The organism is Psychroflexus salinarum (genome assembly GCF_042677225.1).
Taxonomy (GTDB): Bacteria; Bacteroidota; Bacteroidia; order Flavobacteriales; family Flavobacteriaceae; genus Psychroflexus; species Psychroflexus salinarum.
Window position 1 is genome coordinate 249,143 of the sequence record NZ_JBHTIV010000013.1, and the last position, 19,701, is coordinate 268,843.

At 33.1% G+C, this 19,701-nt stretch carries 19 protein-coding genes; 11 read left to right on the forward strand and 8 right to left on the reverse strand.

The genetic code is table 11. The annotated features are described in order from the left end of the window. The first annotated feature begins 2 nt into the window (after positions 1 to 2). On the forward strand, positions 3 to 1,487 hold the full coding sequence (locus tag ACFQ0R_RS11685; RefSeq protein ID WP_379658561.1) for a BCCT family transporter: 1,485 nt from the start codon (positions 3 to 5) through the stop codon (positions 1,485 to 1,487). An 8-nt stretch (positions 1,488 to 1,495) separates the two neighbouring features. Here ACFQ0R_RS11685 and ACFQ0R_RS11690 read toward each other — a convergent pair whose 3' ends face one another. Next, complete coding sequence (locus ACFQ0R_RS11690; RefSeq protein WP_379658562.1) at positions 1,496 to 2,731, reverse strand: 3-deoxy-D-manno-octulosonic acid transferase; 1,236 nt, start codon at positions 2,729 to 2,731, stop codon at positions 1,496 to 1,498. Positions 2,732 to 2,820: 89 nt separating this feature from the next. Here ACFQ0R_RS11690 and ACFQ0R_RS11695 point away from each other — a divergent pair, with 89 nt between their 5' ends. After that, entirely contained in the window at positions 2,821 to 3,987 is a 1,167-nt protein-coding gene (locus tag ACFQ0R_RS11695) for a DegT/DnrJ/EryC1/StrS family aminotransferase (protein WP_379658563.1), read from the forward strand. Positions 3,988 to 4,037: 50 nt separating this feature from the next. Here ACFQ0R_RS11695 and ACFQ0R_RS11700 read toward each other — a convergent pair whose 3' ends face one another. From ACFQ0R_RS11700 to ACFQ0R_RS11725, 6 genes are read right to left on the reverse strand one after another with little or no spacing between them, the layout of a single operon-like run. Then, positions 4,038 to 4,313 (reverse strand): ATP-dependent Clp protease adaptor ClpS, encoded by a 276-nt coding sequence (locus ACFQ0R_RS11700; RefSeq protein ID WP_379658564.1) that lies wholly within the window; start codon positions 4,311 to 4,313, stop codon positions 4,038 to 4,040. A 45-nt stretch (positions 4,314 to 4,358) separates the two neighbouring features. Next, positions 4,359 to 5,183 carry a 50S ribosomal protein L11 methyltransferase gene (gene prmA / locus ACFQ0R_RS11705; protein WP_379658565.1) on the reverse strand — a complete coding sequence of 275 codons (825 nt, stop codon included), beginning with the start codon at positions 5,181 to 5,183 and terminating at the stop codon, positions 4,359 to 4,361. A gap of 1 nt (position 5,184) precedes the next feature. After that, a complete protein-coding gene (tpiA, locus tag ACFQ0R_RS11710; RefSeq protein WP_379658566.1) occupies positions 5,185 to 5,937 on the reverse strand; it encodes a triose-phosphate isomerase in 753 nt (250 codons plus the stop codon). 18 nt (positions 5,938 to 5,955) lie between these two features. Beyond that, positions 5,956 to 7,023, reverse strand: coding sequence for an ABC transporter permease (locus ACFQ0R_RS11715; protein WP_379658567.1), 1,068 nt, complete (start codon positions 7,021 to 7,023; stop codon positions 5,956 to 5,958). 6 nt (positions 7,024 to 7,029) lie between these two features. Beyond that, positions 7,030 to 8,124 carry a BT_3928 family protein gene (locus tag ACFQ0R_RS11720; RefSeq protein ID WP_379658568.1) on the reverse strand — a complete coding sequence of 365 codons (1,095 nt, stop codon included), beginning with the start codon at positions 8,122 to 8,124 and terminating at the stop codon, positions 7,030 to 7,032. Positions 8,125 to 8,169: 45 nt separating this feature from the next. Then, a complete protein-coding gene (locus tag ACFQ0R_RS11725; RefSeq protein ID WP_379658569.1) occupies positions 8,170 to 8,712 on the reverse strand; it encodes a DUF1599 domain-containing protein in 543 nt (180 codons plus the stop codon). A gap of 203 nt (positions 8,713 to 8,915) precedes the next feature. Here ACFQ0R_RS11725 and lon point away from each other — a divergent pair, with 203 nt between their 5' ends. Both lon and porQ read left to right on the forward strand, forming a co-directional pair. Next, positions 8,916 to 11,363 (forward strand): endopeptidase La, encoded by a 2,448-nt coding sequence (gene lon, locus ACFQ0R_RS11730; RefSeq protein WP_379658570.1) that lies wholly within the window; start codon positions 8,916 to 8,918, stop codon positions 11,361 to 11,363. A 122-nt stretch (positions 11,364 to 11,485) separates the two neighbouring features. After that, complete coding sequence (gene porQ / locus ACFQ0R_RS11735) at positions 11,486 to 12,508, forward strand: type IX secretion system protein PorQ (RefSeq protein ID WP_379658571.1); 1,023 nt, start codon at positions 11,486 to 11,488, stop codon at positions 12,506 to 12,508. On the opposite strand, the gene ACFQ0R_RS11740 is transcribed toward porQ, so the two are convergent. Further along, entirely contained in the window at positions 12,509 to 13,492 is a 984-nt protein-coding gene (locus ACFQ0R_RS11740) for a hypothetical protein (protein WP_379658572.1), read from the reverse strand. A gap of 110 nt (positions 13,493 to 13,602) precedes the next feature. Here ACFQ0R_RS11740 and ACFQ0R_RS11745 point away from each other — a divergent pair, with 110 nt between their 5' ends. The 7 genes from ACFQ0R_RS11745 (at position 13,603) to ACFQ0R_RS11775 (ending at position 19,692) form a co-directional block, all read left to right on the forward strand. Continuing rightward, on the forward strand, positions 13,603 to 14,754 hold the full coding sequence (locus ACFQ0R_RS11745; RefSeq protein ID WP_379658573.1) for a trans-sulfuration enzyme family protein: 1,152 nt from the start codon (positions 13,603 to 13,605) through the stop codon (positions 14,752 to 14,754). A gap of 113 nt (positions 14,755 to 14,867) precedes the next feature. Then, entirely contained in the window at positions 14,868 to 15,506 is a 639-nt protein-coding gene (locus tag ACFQ0R_RS11750) for a peroxiredoxin (protein WP_379658574.1), read from the forward strand. A 43-nt stretch (positions 15,507 to 15,549) separates the two neighbouring features. Beyond that, the gene (locus ACFQ0R_RS11755; protein ID WP_379658575.1) at positions 15,550 to 15,864 is read left to right on the forward strand and encodes a thioredoxin family protein; all 315 of its coding nucleotides are present in this window, start codon (positions 15,550 to 15,552) and stop codon (positions 15,862 to 15,864) included. Further along, complete coding sequence (locus ACFQ0R_RS11760) at positions 15,845 to 16,093, forward strand: DUF6952 family protein (protein ID WP_379658576.1); 249 nt, start codon at positions 15,845 to 15,847, stop codon at positions 16,091 to 16,093. Before ACFQ0R_RS11755 ends, ACFQ0R_RS11760 begins: the two co-directional genes overlap by 20 nt. A gap of 96 nt (positions 16,094 to 16,189) precedes the next feature. Beyond that, the gene (locus tag ACFQ0R_RS11765; RefSeq protein ID WP_379658577.1) at positions 16,190 to 16,564 is read left to right on the forward strand and encodes a diacylglycerol kinase family protein; all 375 of its coding nucleotides are present in this window, start codon (positions 16,190 to 16,192) and stop codon (positions 16,562 to 16,564) included. 51 nt (positions 16,565 to 16,615) lie between these two features. Continuing rightward, entirely contained in the window at positions 16,616 to 19,027 is a 2,412-nt protein-coding gene (locus tag ACFQ0R_RS11770; protein WP_379658578.1) for a DNA translocase FtsK, read from the forward strand. 11 nt (positions 19,028 to 19,038) lie between these two features. Next, positions 19,039 to 19,692: a LolA family protein gene (locus ACFQ0R_RS11775; RefSeq protein WP_379658579.1), complete on the forward strand. Its 654-nt coding sequence runs from the start codon at positions 19,039 to 19,041 to the stop codon at positions 19,690 to 19,692. Positions 19,693 to 19,701: the final 9 nt, after the last annotated feature.

A 19,701-nucleotide genomic window follows, 5' to 3' on the forward strand; every position in this document is an offset into this window, starting at 1 on the left:
TCTTGAATTTTTTCCGTAACAAAAACCAGTTAATCACAGCCTCCCTCTTTATTTTAGGGCTTATTGGATTGTGTTTTGTTGTTCTTCCTGAAGTTTCTTTTCAAGTTATCAATAAGTCATCAATTTGGGTTATCTCCATTTTTGGTAAGTTTTACTTGGTACTCGGGTTATTCATTTGTATTTATCTATTAGTGATCGCTTTCTCTACATTTGGAAAAAAAAGGTTAGGTTCTGGAAAACCAGAGTATAAAACTTTGTCATGGCTTGCCATGATGTATTCCACTGGAATGGGTGCAGGAATTATTTTGAGAGCTGTACAAGAACCTATTTTCATGATGCAACAACCTGGGGTTGAAGTTTTAAGACCAAAGGAAATTCATGGTTTAGAAATGACTTTTTATCACTGGGGATTCACAGCATGGGCTTTTTACGGACTTTTTGCATTGTTCATTGCTTACTTGCTTTTTATCAAAAATAAAAATATTCAGTTGAGTCATTTAATTCCAAAACTATCAAATCCCATAGTTACTCAGCTCATAGATTTACTGGTGATCCTGACCACAGTTTTTGGAGTCGTAAGCGCTGTGGCACTAGGAATTCGACAAGTGGAAGGGGGAATTAATTTCGTTTCAGATTCAAATTTTGGTATTATTTTGAGTGTGGTTCTGTGTGTATTTATCTTTTCATTGGCTCTTTTTTCTTCTATAAAAGGTTTAAGTAAAGGCATAAGGCATTTATCCAACATCAATATTTTTCTTACGCTGCTATTGTTGGCTTATGTAATGTTTAACACTGATGTTTCCTTGATTTTTACTTATTTGATACGAGCTACTTCGAATTTAGTGCAGGATTTCATCCCACTGAGTTTAGCGATGGGTGACTTCAATTTTAGTGAAGCGTTTTTATCAGACTGGACTTATTACTACTGGGCGTTTTGGCTAGCCTGGGCACCATTTACTGGAATTTTTATCGCTAGAATTTCTAAAGGAAGAAGTATAAGACAACTTATTTTAGGAGTGCTTATCGTTCCTAGCTTAGGCTCATTTTTATGGTTTACAAGTTTTGGGACATCGGCTATAGAGTTAATCAATTCTGAAGCTGTTTCAAATACCGCTTTTACTGATGTATTTACAGCAACATTTGTACTCCTGAAACACTTTCCGCTTGGTTTTTATGCAGTGATTTTAGCCATTTTTTTGTTGATAGGATTTCTCATCACCTCCGTCGATTCAGCCATATATGTCTTGAGTATGTTTTCAGACCTTACAAAAATAAAGCCTTCATCGCACCATAAATGGATTTGGGGTATTTTGCTATTTCTAATTACGCTAGGCTTTTTGATGATTGGAAAATTTAGTGATGCCAGTGATGTGTTAGAGGCGGTTCAAAAGCTACTCATTGTTAGCTCACTAGCCTTAGCTTTGCTTAGTATCCTATTTATTATAGGATTTACACTGAGCTTATTTCGAAATCATAAATTCAAGTAGAGTTAAATTCAGAAGTCAATGGATGTCAAAATCTTTTGGGTTGCTCCAGCTTCAGAATTTACAAAATGTCCACAAATTTGTCCACTTTTCTCTCTAAAAGAAGCATCTGAAGCTAGTTTATTGAATAATTCTTCAAATCCTTCTTTAGAATTCACGCTAAACAATCCTCCCAAACGTCTCAACATCTTTGCTTCGGGAAATTTGTCATAATTTTTACCTATTATAATTGGTATTCCAAAGGCCGCTGGCTCCAAGATGTTATGAAGGCCGCTCAAGCCCATTCCTCCGCCAACATAAGCCAAATTGGCATAACTATAGATTTTTGTTAGCAAACCAATTGTATCAATAATAAGAACCTCGCAATCTTGAAGGTTTTGATCCTTTATTTCAGAATAACAAATCACTTTCTTGGTGATGTTTTTTTTCAATTTCTGAATTTGTGTAGTGTTGATTTGATGTGGAGCGATAACCAACTTAATGTGAGTTGGAGCTTTATTAATAGCGTCCAAAGCTATCGATAAGTCTTCAGGCCATGTACTTCCAAATACCATGGTAAGTTCTCCTGAAGCTGTAAAGTCATCCATAAAATCCAACTGATTTTTCATGGCTAACTGTGAAATGACACGATCGTAGCGTGTATCTCCGGAAATGCTAGCCCTCTTAAAACCATGAGACGTCAATAAATTCAATGAGTCTTCATTTTGAACAAAAAGATGATCAAACTTACTTAAAGCCTCAGCCATAAATTTCCCCATTGGCTTAAAATAAAGCTGCTCTGGACGAAATATACCTGAGATAAGATAAGTCTTGAGTTGTCGATCTTGTATTACATCCATCAGATTAGGCCAGATTTCATATTTAACAAAAAAGGCAATTTCTGGGGATAAGATGTCAAGAAACTGCTGAGCATTTTTTTTAGTATCCAGTGGTAAATAAGTGATTATATCAAATTTAGGATCTTTCTTTTTTACCTCATAACCTGAAGGTGAGAAGAAACTCACCGCAATTTTATGATCAGGATGTGTCTGTTTTAAAGTCTCAATTATAGGAACTGCTTGTTCATATTCGCCAAGAGAAGCGGCATGAAACCAGATAACTTTATCATTTTCAGAAACTTGAGATTTCAATTGGGTTATCCAATTCGTTCTCCCTTCCACAAATAATCTCATCTTAGGACTCGCATACTTCAATACTGGCAAAAGAACCTGGAAACTACTTATGATTAGCTGGTATAAAGATTTCAAATTGTATTTTTTTCAAAAATAAGCTTTTAGATGAATTGTCTCTTTAGATACTTAATATTCTTATTTTCGCAAGAGAAAAAAAAGAGACTATGAGAAAATTACAAATGGTTGATCTGAAGGGTCAATATGAGAAGATAAAAGATGATGTCGATAAGTCCATTTTTGAAGTTCTGAATACAACTTCGTACATAAATGGGCCAGCAGTAAAAAAATTCCAAGAGAATTTAGAAAAATACATGGGCGTAAAGCATGCTATTCCTTGCGCCAACGGAACAGATGCTTTACAGATCTCTATGATGGGGTTGGGTCTGCAGCCCGGGGATGAAGTCATTACTGTAGATTTTACATTTGCTGCCACAGTGGAAGTGATTGCACTTCTCAATTTGACACCTGTACTTATAGATGTAGACAAAGACACCTTCAACATAGATTTAAAAAAACTAGAAGAGGCAATTACACCTAAAACCAAGGCAATTGTGCCTGTTCATTTGTTTGGACATGTAGCACAGATGGAAGAAATCATGGAAATTGCTAAAAAGCATAATTTATTTGTGATCGAAGATAATGCGCAAGCGATAGGAGCTAATTACACTTTTAAAGATGGTTCTCAACAAAAAGCTGGAACGATTGGACATGTAGGAGCAACTTCATTTTTCCCTTCTAAAAATTTAGGAGCTTATGGAGACGGCGGTGCTATTTTCACTAATGATGATAAGTTAGCTCACACTATAAGAGGAATTGTGAATCATGGCATGTACGAGCGTTACCATCATGATGTGGTAGGTGTAAATTCCAGATTAGATAGTGTGCAAGCTGCTGTTCTAGACATCAAACTTAAGCATTTAGATGATTACAGTTCAAGAAGACAAAATGCAGCCAGACATTACACTGAAGCCTTAAGCAAATCTGAACACATTGAAACTCCACAAACTGAAACTCACAAAAAATGTGATAATTCTAATGGTATTTGTGATACCTGCGATTGTCATGTGTTTCATCAATATACTATCAAAATTACAAATGGTAAGCGTGATGAGTTAGCAGAGCATTTTAAGAAAAACAATATTCCTCACGGCATTTATTATCCAATTCCTTTGCACTCTCAAAAGGCTTATAAGGACGAACGGTATGATGAAAAAGAATTTACAGTGACCAATCAGTTGGTTGATGAAGTGATTTCTTTGCCTATGCACACCGAATTGGATAAAGAACAAATCGACTATATTACTTCCGAAATTATTAAAATAGTAGGCTAGTTAATAAAAGAACTAAATGAAAAAGAAAAAGCTCCAATTTGGAGCTTTTTTTATACTATTTCAGCGCTGATACCAGCTCTTAAGATTTCGGTACATCTTGGTTTTAAATCGTTAAAATCTCCAGATTTGACAGAGCATTTACCTTTATAATGAATGAGCAATGTACATTGCTCTGCTTGTAACGCATCGTGATCACAAGTTTTAATCAACGTTTCAATGACATGGTCAAAAGTGTTGACTTCATCGTTATAAACAATAATTTCGTGAGAATCTGTCAGTTTTTCCTTTACATCTACTTCTTCTAAGACTTCTTCCTTAACACCCATAATCCAATTTTACTACAAATATATAGAGAAAACTAAAAGCAACTTCTAATTTTTTGTGAATTTGGCAGCTACCCAATTTTCTTTTATTTGATTCTTAACAAATGTCAATTCATTACGAAGTGCTTCTTTTTGAATCAGTTCTAGATCTTCTTTATAAAACCCACTGAAGTAAATCACACCCCCAGAACCAAGATGAGCAGCATAAGTTGTCATGTCTTCCAATAAAATATTTCTATTGATGTTAGCTAAAATTAAGTCATATTCAGTCTTTATTTTTTCAGCACCACCAAGGATAACTTTCCCTTTACAATAATTGCGGTTTAGATTTTCTTCGGTATTTTCTACACACCAGGTGTCAATATCTATATAATCAACAGATTTGGCTCCGCGAATATCGGCTAGAATTCCCAGGACTCCAGTACCACAACCCATGTCTAAAACCCGCTTTCCTGTGCAATCTTCATTTAAAAGCATTTCAGAAATTTGATAAGTCGTAGCATGATGACCCGTACCAAATGACATTTTCGGCTCTATGATGATGTCGATTTCAGAATTCGTTTTAGGATGAAAAGGTGCTCGAACAGTGCATCTGTCATCGATATAAATGGGGTGAAAGTTTTTCTCCCATTCTTCATTCCAGTTGACCTGTTCAATTGTTGATTTGACATAAGAAATCTCAAATTCATCTGAATTTAAAATGTGTATATCTTCTATTAGTGTTTGACTATCTTCCGATTCATCGATATAGGCTAGAAGTCCTTTGTCGAAATCTTCAAAACTTTCAAAAGGCAATTCACTCAATTCAGCCAGTAGAATATCTCTGCCAGGTTGAAGTGGTAGAATTGTAAATTTATACTCTATATAAGTCATACTAGAAAGACATCACAATTTCAGCAAAGCTATCTGCATCCAAAGAAGCACCGCCGATGAGTCCACCGTCAACGTCTTTTTTAGCAAATATTTCTTTTGCATTATTAGGCTTTACACTTCCTCCATAAAGGATAGAAGTTTGGTTAGCCATATCCTGATTGTATTTTTCAGCTAAAACTTTACGAATGTGTTCATGAATTTCCTGAGCTTGCTCTGGTGAAGCAGTTTCGCCAGTTCCGATAGCCCAAACAGGTTCGTAAGCGATTACTACATTCTTCATCTCTGATGCACTAATGTGAAAAAGTCCTTTTTCCAATTGTTCTTTAACAACATCAAAATGTTTTTCAGCTTTTCTTTGTTCTAAAACCTCACCAACACAAAACATGATTTTCAAATCGTGCTTCAAGGCTGCAGTTACCTTTTTAGCTAGTAAAGCATCAGATTCATTATAAATAGCTCTACGCTCACTATGACCAATAATAACGTACTCAACACCAACACTTTTAAGCATTTTTGGAGAAATTTCACCTGTAAAAGCGCCACTTTCATTCTCATTGATGTTTTGAGATGAAATTTTTATTGAAGAGTTTTTTAAATTTTGATGAATAGGATACAAGTTGGTATAAGGAGGAGCTATAATTACTTCAGCATTAGATTTAGAAAAATCTTTTAATTTTAATTCGTTAAGCAAATGAAGAGATTCATCCAAGCTACAATTCATTTTCCAGTTTCCAGCTACAATTTGAGTTCTCATAATTTAGTTTTTTTTAGTTTATATTCTTGGATCTAATAATTTATAAATAATATCAACTAAGATATTAATAATGATAAAAATAATGGCAATCGTTAACACGGCTCCCATGATAATTGGTAAATCTAAGGTATTTAATGCATCTACAATTTCTTTTCCAATACCATTCCAACCAAAAATGTATTCTACAAAAACCGCTCCTGCCAGCATAGAAGCGAACCAGCCTGATATAGCAGTGACTACAGGGTTTAAAGCGTTTTTTAAACTATGATTTATAATGACTGAATAGGAGTTTAATCCTTTTGCTCTGGCTGTTCTGATGTAGTCCTGTTGAAATACTTCCAATAAAGAGCTTCTCATGAGCTGAACAACTACTGCTAATGGTCGAATTCCTAACACAAATGCTGGTAAAATTAAATTTTTAAAGTGAAATATTTTCTCTTCTCCAAAATCATCTAACTCATAGAGATTGCCTGTCATATTTAGTCCTGTATATTCTTTAAGAACATACCCAAAAAGCCAAGCAGCTAATATAGCAGAGAAAAAAGAAGGCAGACTCATGCCAAAAGTGCTTAATACCTGAATGCTTTTATCTATCCAAGTGTCTTTTTGTAATGCTGAAATAATTCCCAATATAATTCCAATAATAAGAGCAATCACAATAGACGAAACTGCCAGAATGGCTGTGTTTGGCAAAGTTTGTTTGATGATGTCAAGCACTTTTTGATCTTGCCGCTGAAAAGAAGTTCTGAGGTAAGGCGTTTTTAAATAAATATCACCTTCAAATAAAGGAAAAATTTGGTTTCCATTGTATTTATCTTCTTCGAAATATGTAAAGTCTCTTTGATCTGAACTGTGCCAAGAAATTGGTAACAAATCGTTGACATAATACAAATACTGCTGACCAATGCTTTTATCGAATCCGTATTTCTCTTTTTGTCGCTTGAGTTGTTCCTGAGTTTCGTTTTGTCCAAGCATCATTTGAGCTGGATCACCTGGCAATACATTAAATAGAAAAAAAATTACAGTAACAACACCAAGAACGGTAAAGAGGGCATAAGTAGTTTTTTGTAAGACTTTTTTTAGCAATTGATATTAGTTTTGAAACTCATCTGTATCATTCCAATGAAGCTTATTTGTAATCGTACCATTTTTAAGAACAACCAATCCCGGACTTGCTCTAATAATTGTTTTAATCGCAGTTTCATCAGCAAAGTAGAAATCAAAATCAAGATTAAAATCTTCTTTGAATTTAGAAATAGCGTCTTCACCTGACGCTGTTAGTCCAATGATTTTGAAATTTTGTTTTGATGCTTTTTGAAGTGCCGACTTAATTTCAGACCAACCTTCGCGTTCAGATTTGGAAAGATTATAAGCAACGACAACAAGCAGTTTATCTTCCTGCATTAATTCTTCAATATAATCTTCACCGTTTTTTATAAAAGAAAAGTCATGTATTGGTGGCATGTAACCTTCATTTATCAATTTTGTTTCAACCCCAATAAATTCTCCAGCTACATCTGGATAACTTCCATTAGTGACATGAATTTCTTTACTTCCATTGACATCAAATGTCCATTCATATTTATACACGGCTTCTTGAGCATCTTCTGGATAAGACATAGCTTCTGGAATATTTGTTCCAATTTTATAAGCTCTAAAATCTATAGTAGGGAGATGCATCAATACATGATACGCAAAGTATAAACAAATAATTGTCGAAGCAAAAACGATCCATTTTAAAGATGCTTTAAAAAAAATGGGTTTGAGATATTTTTCATTAAAAAATAATATTAAAATCAATATAAGGAGTATGATATCTTTTCCAAATGATTGCCAAGGGGTTAATGGAATGGCATCTCCAAAGCATCCACAATCGGTAACTTTATTGAAATAAGCGGAGTAAAATGTAAGGAATGTGAAAAACAAAATCATGAGCAGTAGACTCCATCTGGTAAATTTTGGGGCATAACCAATAAGTAGGGTTAAACCTAAAAGCAATTCATAAATCACAATGAATATAGCTAATACTAAAGCATAAGGTGCCAGAAATTCCAGATTTAGAACGCCTTCTCCAAAATATTCTTCAAGTTTATAAGAAAACCCAATCGGGTCATTTAGTTTTACAAATCCGCTGAATATGAATAAAACACCAACAAATATTCTTGAAAAGCCTACGATATATTTCATATGTTTATTTTTAATGTTTACATGTGACCTTTAATAATACCAGGTTCATTCTTTTTTGAAATTTAAATGAATTAATGCAAATACTGAGTAATTAATAATATCTAGATAACCTGCTTCGATTCCTTCGCTCACTAAGGTTTGCCCCGCATTATCTTCAATTTGTTTAATGCGAAGAAGTTTTTGTAGAATAAGGTCGGTGAGCGAACTGACTCTCATCTTTCTCCATACTTCACCATAGTCATGATTCTTGTCCATCATCAAGGTTTTAGCTTTTTCAACTTGAAGATTGTAATGAACTAGAGCTTCTTCAGCATTAAGATCAGCTTTTTCAGAAATGCCCAGTTCAATTTGAATTAAAGCCATAATCGAGTAATTGATAATTCCAATAAATTCAGAATCCTCGTTTTCTTCGACTTTTTGAGTCTTATTTTCCTGCAGGCTTCTAATTCTACTGGCCTTTATAAAGATTTGATCGGTTAATGAAGTGAGTCTTAAGATTCTCCAGGCTGTGCCATAATCTTTAGTTTTCTTGAGAAAAAGTTCTCTACTGTCCTTTATAATAAGATCGAATTGTTCGTTTGTGTTCATAGCTTAACAAAAGGGTAAATTTCGACTAATTATAATAGAATACAAAAACAAAAGACATAATAATAGTAATTTAGCGTGGCATAGGAATTGAACCTATATAAAATGAATTTTGATTTCAATTGTAAATCAGGATATTTCGAGAAATTTAATAAAAAATGAAAAGTTGAGTCAGTAATTACTGACATTTTGACAAAAAAATAATTATGGCAAAATCCGGACTATTTAATCTAGATAATTTATCAACAGAGAATATCGATGAAGATGCAGAGCTAATACCTCTTATGACTTCCGAAGATGAAGAAGAGATAAATCGTGAATTACTACCAGACGATTTACCAATTCTTCCTTTGAAAAACACTGTACTATTTCCTGGTGTGGTTATTCCGATTACTGCAGGTAGAGATAAATCCATCAAATTAATAAATGATGCTAATAATGGCAGTAAAACAATAGGTGTTGTAGCTCAAAAGAACGATGATGAGGAGCATCCTGCTTATGATGATATTCATAAAGTTGGAGTAGTTGCGAGAATTTTAAGAGTATTAAAAATGCCAGATGGTAACACTACTGTCATTATTCAAGGTAAAAAGCGTTTCAAGATCACTGAGCCTGTAAGTAGTGAACCTTACCTAAGATGCAAAATTGAAGAATTTGAAGAGTTAAAGCCTCTACCAGATGATGAAGAATTCAAAACTATTATAGATTCTGTAAAGGATTTATCACTTCGAATTATTAAGGACAGTCCTAATATTCCTTCGGAAGCTTCGTTTGCAATCAAGAACATTGAGAGTTCTTCATTCTTAATCAATTTTGTGTCCTCCAATATGAGTGTGGAGGTAGAAGATAAGCAAAAGCTTCTAGAAACAAGCGACCTTAAAGATAGAGCACTTTCTACTTTGAAATATATGAATGTTGAGTTTCAAAAATTAGAGCTTAAGAATGATATTCAATCTAAGGTTCAAAGCGACATGAGCCAGCAACAGCGAGAATATTTTCTTCATCAGCAGATGAAAACTATCCAAGAAGAATTAGGAGGTGGTTCTTCTGAAGGTGAAATTGAAGAAATGCGTGAGCGTGCTAAATCCAAAACTTGGAACGATTCTGTAAAGTCTCATTTTAAAAAAGAATTGGCCAAATTGCAGAAAATGAATTCGCAAGTTGCTGAATACTCAATTCAGCGTAATTATTTGGATTTATTTTTGGATTTACCTTGGGATAAAACAAGTGAAGATAATTTTGATTTAAAAAGAGCTCAAAAAGTTCTTGACCGAGATCACTATGGCTTAGAGGACGTTAAAAGAAGAATAATTGAATATCTGGCAGTTCTTAAGCTGAGAAAAGACATGAAATCTCCAATTCTTTGTCTTTATGGCCCTCCAGGAGTTGGTAAAACATCGTTAGGTAAGTCTATTGCTGAAGCTTTGGGTAGAAAATATGCTAGAGTTTCTTTAGGAGGTTTGCGTGATGAAGCTGAAATACGTGGCCATAGAAAAACCTATATAGGAGCGATGCCAGGTAGAATAATTCAAAGTTTGAAGAAAGCAGGCACCAATAATCCAGTTTTTGTTTTGGATGAAATCGATAAACTAGGTAATAGTCACCAGGGCGATCCATCTTCAGCTTTGCTAGAAGTTTTGGATCCAGAACAAAACAATGATTTCCACGATAACTTTCTGGAAGTAGGTTATGATTTGTCAAAAGTGATGTTTGTAGCCACTTCCAATGATCTATCTTCTATTCATCCAGCGCTTAGGGATAGAATGGAGATTATACAAGTGAATGGATATACTGTTGAAGAGAAGATAGAAATAGCCAAACGCCATTTACTTCCAAAACAAATAAGAGAGCATGGTATCAAGAAAGAAGACATCAAAATAGGTAAACAACAATTTGAAAAAATAATTGACGGTTATACAAGAGAATCTGGAGTTCGTAATCTAGAAAAGAAAATCGCTAAAGTGGTAAGAAACATAGCAAAAAGCATTGCTATGGAAGAAGATTATAACGTGAAGGTGACCAATGAACAGATTGAGAAAATTTTAGGCCCATTCAGACCTAAAAATTCTTATGAAAATAATGAAGTGGCAGGTGTAGTTACAGGCTTAGCTTGGACGAGTGTTGGCGGTGAGATCTTATTTATAGAATCTATTCTATCCAAAGGGAAAGGTAATCTAAGCATTACCGGGAATTTGGGTAAAGTGATGAAAGAGTCTGCTACTATTGCGATGGAATACATCAAGTCCAATGCAGAAAAGTTCAATCTGAATCCAGATATTTTTACAGAATACAATGTTCATGTTCACGTTCCAGAAGGAGCGACTCCAAAAGACGGTCCAAGTGCAGGAATAACGATGTTAACTTCTTTAGTATCACTTTTTACACAACGTAAAGTGAAAAAGAATCTAGCAATGACTGGAGAAATTACCTTAAGAGGTAAAGTACTTCCGGTAGGTGGGATCAAAGAGAAAATCCTTGCTGCTAAGCGTGCTAAAATAAAAGAACTTATTCTTTGTGAAGAAAACAGAAAAGATATTGATGAAATAAAAGAAGAATATCTTAAAGGACTTACTATAAATTACGTAAACGATATGCATGAGGTTTTAGAACTAGCACTTTTAAAACAAAAAGTGAAAGACGCAAAAATCCTTTAGTGTATAGATTTTTAAATTTTGTTTTAAACCAGATGAGCAATTCATCTGGTTTTTTTTTGATTTTTTTTTTCAAAATAAATTACATTGCATAACGTTTCCATTTATATTGCTACAGACGCTTCATGAAACATAGATTAATTTTTCTAATTTTAATTTTGGGAATGGTTTGTCCAGCCTTTTCTCAAATTGGCGGTCAAAATACTTATCAATTTTTGAATTTACCTATATCTCCAAAAATCTCAGCTTTAGGAGGAAAAAATATCACAACTTATTCTTCAGATCCTTCAAATGCATTGTCTAATCCTGCGCTGATAAATTTTGAAATGCACAATCAGATGTCTGCAAACTATATGAATTACTTTTCTGATGTTAATTATGGAACAGCTTCTTATGCCTATGACGTGGGGAGAAGGACACAGATGATACAAGCAGGTGTTACATATATAGATTATGGAAGTTTTGATGGTTATGATGAATCTGGAAATTCAATGGCAGAATTTGGTGGACAAGAAGCTGCATTGTCTGTTGGATATGCTAGACGAATAGAACGGACAGATTTTTATGTAGGAGCAAATTTAAAATTGATCTCTTCCAAACTAGAGCAATACTCTTCTTTTGCTGGAGCATTGGACATAGGTGTAAGTTATATTTATCCTGAGTGGGACTTGATTGTTTCTGGAGTTATTAGAAATATAGGAACTCAATTCAAACCTTTTAACGATATAAAAGAGTCAATGCCTTTAGAAGTGGTTTTAGGTGTTTCTCAAAAATTGAAAAAGGCGCCAATTCGTTGGCACTTAACCTTAGAAAATTTACAGCAATGGAATATTGCATTTAGAAATACCGCTAGAGATGAAGAAGATTTAAGTGGTAATATTACTCCAGACGATCCAGGCTTTATAAATAATACTTTAAGACATACTATTTTAGGCGCAGAACTTTTTCCAGATGGAGGTTTTAGTATACAGATAGGATACAATTTTAGGCGTGGTGAGGAATTGAGGATTCAAGACCAAAGAGCTTTTTCTGGACTTACTGGAGGTGTAAGCATTAGATTTAACAAGCTGAAGTTTAGCTATTCGTATGCTCAATTTAATAGAGCAGCAAGCTCAAGCTTTTTTGGACTAAATATAGATCTTCAGTAGTTATTCTTCATGTCTCATAAAATCTGATATTAAATAACTTAAAATCCCTCCAACATTTTCTTTTTTACAGGTTTCAAATCCACAAAGGTGAATAAATTCAACCCTTTCTTTTTTTATCACTTTTATGAATGTCCTGATGTCTCTTTCACTGAATCCTGAAGATGACTCACATGATAACGAAAGTCCTTGAATAGATTTTAGGTCTAACCGAAATCCTAAACTTCCATTCAAAAAATCGATAGAATTTTTGAATTTAACACATTTGTCTAAAGTGGTAAGATGTAAGCAATCTTCATAAAAATTGAAATCTATTTGTTTAGAAGTCGACATTTGATCAAGGTTTTTTTGTGGTATATAATTCTTGTGAAGACCAAATGCAAAATATTTTCTAAATAAGTCAGTATCAAAATAATTAGTAGGACTTAATGTTAAGTGTTTTTTAGATAAATTGAAGTTAGAGTTTGGAGAAAAGTCAAATAAATTAATTGTTTTATCTAGAAATGATCTTAAGCTTTTTGCCATACTTATGGAGTTTCTCAAATTACCTCCGAGCATTATTGGAATTTTTCCAGATTTAAAAATTGCTGTGGTCAATTCAAAAATGATGTTTTCTAATTTATTATAAATTTCAGTGATTTCTCTTTCGCTGGATTCTAAAATTTGCTTGTTAATATCAATTTCTGAATCTATAGGCCTTATGTTTATTTCACCTAAAATAATTAGATCTTCAGCTTTATTAAATTGATTATTTTGAGTGTTCAATAAATCTTTCAATAAGGCTTCAAATTTAATAGGTTTCAAACTGAAACTGTACTTAGTATGACTAACCGTAGGAACTCCAAAAATCACATATTTAGCATTTGAAGTTTCAAGATAATCTAGATCTGGAATAGTTACAATATTTTCACCAAATTTTTCACCAAAATCGTTTACTTCAATATTTTTGAATAAACTTGAAGCCTTGCAAAATTTAAAATAGTCCATAGAAGTAGAATTTATGATTTCTGAAATTATAGAAAAAATCTATCATGTAAAAATTTATACATTAGAATCTAGAAGTCGATGCCAATAAATTAAATTTGATAAAAAAAGAAATGCAAAAAGGAATTAATACAGTATGTGTTCATAGTGGAGAAGTGGAAGATGAAGTATATAGGGGAGCAGTTTCTCCGATGTATCTATCTACAGCTTATGCTTACGATGGTTTAGAAACTTCTATTTATCCGAGGTATTTTAATAGTCCGAATCAAAAAAAACTTTCAGAAAAAATTTCGGAATTAGAACATGCTGAGTCAGCTTTAATATTTGGCAGTGGTATGGCAGCCATAACAACTGCAATGTTGAGCGTTTTAAAATCTGGAGACCATGTCATTCTTCAAAATCAAATTTATGGAGGAACGCGTAATTTTATTATTGAAGAGTGTGAACAATACGGAATTAAATACGATTTTGTTGATGTAAATAACTGGTCCGAATTGAAATCTAATTTGAAATCAGAAACCAAATTAATATATATCGAAACTCCATCTAATCCTCTATTAGAAATTACAGATATAGCTTCAGTTACTAAATTTGCTAAAGAGAATAATATTTTAACAATGGCAGACAATACATTTGCAAGTCCTATTAATCAAACTCCAATAGACCTTGGTATTGATATAGTCATACATAGCGCCACAAAATATCTTGGTGGACATAGTGATATAACAGCAGGTGCAGTAGCTTCTTCTCATGAGATTATGAAAAAAGTTTTTTCTAAAGCCAAAAACTTTGGCGGTAGCCTAGCAGATCAAACTGTTTGGTTACTAGAACGAAGTATGAAAACTCTCAACCTACGAGTCAAGCAACAGTCTATAAATGCTTTAGATTTAGCTGAATTTTTAGAAGATTCAGAATATGTTGAAAGAGTGTATTATCCTGGCCTAAAATCTCATCCACAGCATGAATTGGCAAAATCTCAAATGTCTGGTTTTGGGGGGATGCTTTCTTTCGATTTAAAAGACAAATGTGATATATCAAAGTTTTTCAAAAGTTTGAAACTTATAAAAAATGTTTTGAGTCTAGGTGGAGTAGAAAGTACAGTTCTCTCACCAGAAAAAACATCTCATTCTCTATTAACACCAGAAGAGAGAGAATCCCAAGGTATAAAGTCAAATCTAGTGAGATTCTCTGTGGGTATAGAAGATTCTAAAGATCTTAAGAGAGATTTACAGATGGCTTTTGCTTCAAGTCTTGAGAGTAAATAAGACTATAAACAGAACTTATCCAAGTATAAGAATAGATGTTAAAATTCATAATTATAAAGTGAAATTTATCTGTATTTTTGCACAGTAATTATTAATCAACAAAAAATTATAATATGTCAATAGTAGGAAAAAAATTTCCAGATTTAAAAGTAAACGCCATGGATGAAATGGGGGACACTTTTCAAATCAATATTTTAGAAAAAGCAAAAAAAGAAAATAAGAAAGTAGTTTTATTTTGGTATCCAAAAGACTTCACATATGTATGTCCAACAGAATTACATGCATTTCAAGAAGCTTTACCAGAATTTGAAAAGAGAAATACAATAGTTATAGGCGCATCTTGTGATACTGCAGAAGTTCATTTTGCATGGTTAAATACCTCTAAAGATAACGGTGGAATTGAAGGTGTAACCTACCCAATTCTTGCGGATTCCAATAGAAACCTGAGTAGTAGACTTGGAATTTTAGACATCACAAATGAACGTTATGATGATGAAGATGGCCATTTAACTGTAGATGGTGATAATGTATCTTACAGAGCTACTTATTTAATTGATGAAGAAGGTACAGTATTCCAAGAAAGTATTAACCACATGCCATTAGGAAGAAACGTAAACGAATTTATCAGAATGATAGATGCGTATACACATGTTCAAAAACATGGTGAAGTTTGTCCAGCAAACTGGGAGGAAGGAAAAGAAAGCATGAAAGCAGATAGAGAAGGAGTTTCTTCTTATTTATCTAACAATTAAACTTTCAGTTTCAATTTAAAACTGAATCAATAAAATCAAAATTATGTTTAAAGAATTAGAACAAGATAATTTAGCAGAATCAGTTAAAGAAAACGACACTGTTGTAGTTCAATATTCGGCTACATGGTGCGGAAATTGCAGATTGATGAAGCCAAAATTTAAAAAGTTAGCAAGCGAGAATGAAGATATTCCGTTTATAATGGTAGATGCGGAAAAATTTCCTGAATCTAGAAAATTAGCGAACGTAGACAATCTTCCAACATTTGCAACTTTTGTAAATGGAGAATTTAAAAACCAAGTTCAAACTAATAAGTTTGACTCTTTAAAAGAATTAGTCAATGAAGTTACCAGTAATTAAGCATTTTCAAAAGAATAACGATGTTCAAAAACTTGAACATACCATAGAAGTTTTAGAATCTTTCACAGAACATAGATCTGTGAAAGAAGAAGAGATGGATGTGGTAGGAGAACTAATTACTAATATCGCAGGGGCTATTGAAATGGATAAAATGGTAAAAGATGGTATGTCTGAAAAAGATGCTGCTAATACTTTTGCTAAACGAGTTTTAGGTTCTATCGATAAGTAAAGAAAATCAACTAGTATTGTAAAAGGAAACTGTGAAAACAGTTTCCTTTTTTTATGGAATAATAAAAAGCGTAAATTTCAACTTTGAATTCATTAAATGTTTAGACTAAAAACTATCAAAGAGCGCTTAAAATCTCTTGTTTATGCCTGGAGAGGTTTAATTTATTTACTTAAAAACGAAGACAGTTTTAAGTTTCAGTCTCTGTTCTCTATTATTTTCATCATCGCTGGCTTTTATTTTGAAATCAAAACTTCAGAATGGTTTGCTCAATTGATTGTAATTACTATAGTGTTGAGTATAGAAGGACTTAATTCTGCCATAGAACAATTAGCAAATTATATTCAGCCGGATTACGATGAAAATATAGGAAAAGTAAAAGATATTGCTGCTGGCGCTGTATTGGTCTCTGGTATCTTCGCATTAGTAGTTCTGCTCCTTATTTATATTCCTTATTTACTTGCCATAATTTGATTAGCTAAAGCGGTTAATATTTGTATTTTTGTTCCGCAGTTTACAATCTATATGGCCAAGACTAAACGAAGTAATAAAACTAAACCAAAGCAAGAAACGACTAGCTTCAACCTGAAGGCTTCTAAGCGAACCAAAATAATTTTCGGTAGTTTCTTGATGCTTTTTGCTATAGGTCTTTTTATATCATTTCTATCTTATTTTTTCAATTGGCAGGCAGACCAATCCATGATGGGTAATGTTATGGATAGGGGCGAGCAGGCAAATAATTGGCTTAATAAATTTGGAGCTTATATAAGTCATGGACTAATTTATAAAGGTTTTGGAATTGCGATGATAAGCCTTCCTGCAATGCTTTTTATAACAGGTATTTATCTATTTCTAAATTTAAAACTCTTTAAATTGAGATCTCTTTGGTTCTGGGGGTTTTATATTATTCTTTGGTTGTCTTTAACTTTAGGTTTTTTTGTGACTTCAAATCCAATTTTGGGTGGCGTAGTTGGTTATGAAATAAATGATTTTCTACAAGATTATATAGGTAAACTAGGAGTAGTACTTCTTCTCATTTTTATGTTGATCATTTATTTAGTATCTAGATTGAATATAACACCAGATACTTTATCTAAATCCTTTTCAAATGAGAAACAAGATGTTAAAGATGAAGTGTCTGAAGTGAAATTTGAACGTAAAACAAATTCAGCAGAACCTGAAATTGATGAAGAAATTGAGCTGGTGACTTCAGATAATTCAACTACTACAGAAAATAAAAATCAAGATAAAGACGTCCAGTTAGAAAATTCTTTTAGTGAAAAATCTTCTGAAGAAAAGACTGTTGAAAAAGAAAAGATTGTCATTAAGTCTGAAGATAAGGACGATGTAGAAATGGAAGTTGAAACTGCTGAAGATGAGGAAGAATCCGATCAGCTCAGTAAAAAGTTAGTTGAAGACTTTGGTGAATTTGATCCAACTCTAGAACTAGCTAATTATCAATTTCCAAGTATTGAGTTGCTAAAAGACTACAATTCTGGTCGCGGTATTACGATAGATCAAAAAGAGTTAGAACAAAATAAAAATAAAATTGTTGATACACTCAAGAATTACAAAATAGAAATCGCACAAATAAAAGCAACTGTTGGTCCAACGGTTACTCTTTATGAAATTGTTCCAGAAGCAGGAATAAGAATTTCTAAAATTAAAAACCTTGAGGATGATATAGCACTGTCTCTTTCTGCATTAGGTATAAGGATTATAGCTCCAATCCCTGGTAAAGGGACAATAGGAATTGAAGTTCCAAACCAAAATCCTTCTATAGTTCCGATGAGGTCTGTAGTGGCTTCAAATAAGTTTCAAAATGCAGAAATGGAACTTCCTATAGCTATGGGTAAAACTATATCCAATGAAACGTTCACAGTCGACCTTGCAAAAATGCCTCACTTACTTATGGCAGGAGCTACTGGACAAGGTAAGTCTGTTGGTCTTAATGTTATTCTTACGTCGCTTTTATATCAAAAGCACCCAGCTGAAGTTAAGTTCGTTTTAGTCGATCCTAAAAAAGTAGAATTGACGCTTTTCAATAAAATTGAAAGACATTATTTAGCTAAACTTCCAGATACTGAAGAGGCTATTATTACCGATAATACTAAAGTTATAAATACTTTGAATTCACTTTGCATCGAGATGGATAATCGCTATGATTTGTTGAAAGATGCAATGGTTCGAAATATTAAAGAATATAATGTAAAATTTAAGGCAAGAAAACTAAATCCAGAAAATGGACATAAGTTCCTTCCTTATATCATTTTGGTTGTTGATGAATTTGCAGATCTTATCATGACAGCTGGTAAGGAAGTCGAAACTCCTATAGCTAGACTTGCTCAGCTTGCCCGAGCTATTGGGATTCATTTGATAATTGCAACACAAAGACCCTCTGTAAATGTGATTACCGGTATGATTAAGGCCAACTTTCCAGCTAGAATAGCCTTTAGGGTAACTTCAAAAATTGATTCTAGAACAATTTTAGATGCTGGTGGCGCAGACCAACTAATAGGTAGAGGTGATATGTTATTTACCCAAGGTAACGATTTAATCAGGTTGCAATGTGCTTTTGTGGATACTCCTGAAGTTGAAAAAATAACTGATTTTATAGGTTCTCAAAAAGCCTATTCAGATGCTCACTTACTACCAGAGTATTCTGGAGAGGAATCTGGCATAGGTGTTGATAATGACATCGAAGACAGGGATAAACTTTTTAAAGATGCTGCAGAAGTAATAATTACAGCACAACAAGGTTCAGCCTCTCTTCTCCAAAGAAAATTAAAGCTTGGTTACAATCGAGCTGGAAGGATTATAGATCAATTAGAAGCTGCTGGAATTGTAGGCCCTTTCGAAGGAAGTAAAGCAAGACAAGTTCTTGTTCCAGATTTTATAGCTCTAGAAGAATTACTAAAAAACGAACAAAAATCATAAAACACTACATCATGAAAACAATAAAAATCATAAGCTTGGTTTTTTTAACCATACTGGCTACTAAGATCTCTTATGCTCAAAATGATAATGAAGCCAAAGCCTTAGTAGGACAAGTACTGGACAAAGTTCAATCCTATAATAACTTTGTCATTGATTTCACTTACACTCTCGAAAATAAAGAGCAAAACATGCAGCAAGAAACTCGAGGGGATGTTAGCATCAAAGATGAAAAATATGTGTTGAACCTTATGGGGACAACACAAATTTTTGACGGAAAAAAAATATATACCATCGTACCAGAAGATGATGAAGTTACCATATCTTCTTATGATGAAACCGATACTGAACAAATAACACCTTCCAAGATGCTTACATTTTATCAGGATGGATATCGTTTTAAAATGGATGTATTACAAGATGTAAAAGGAAGAAAAATTCAGTATGTGGAGTTGATACCAATGGATTCTAATAATGAAATGAAACAAATCTTACTTGGTATAGATAAACAAACTAAACATATTTTCAATTTGATTCAAATTCAACCAGATGATACAAGAATAGAATTTAGAGTCACAAAATTTAAAACCAATGAGCCTTTATCTGCAAATCACTTTCAATTTCAGAAATCGAAATATGCAGATTATTACATTAATGAATTAGACTAAATTTTTTGA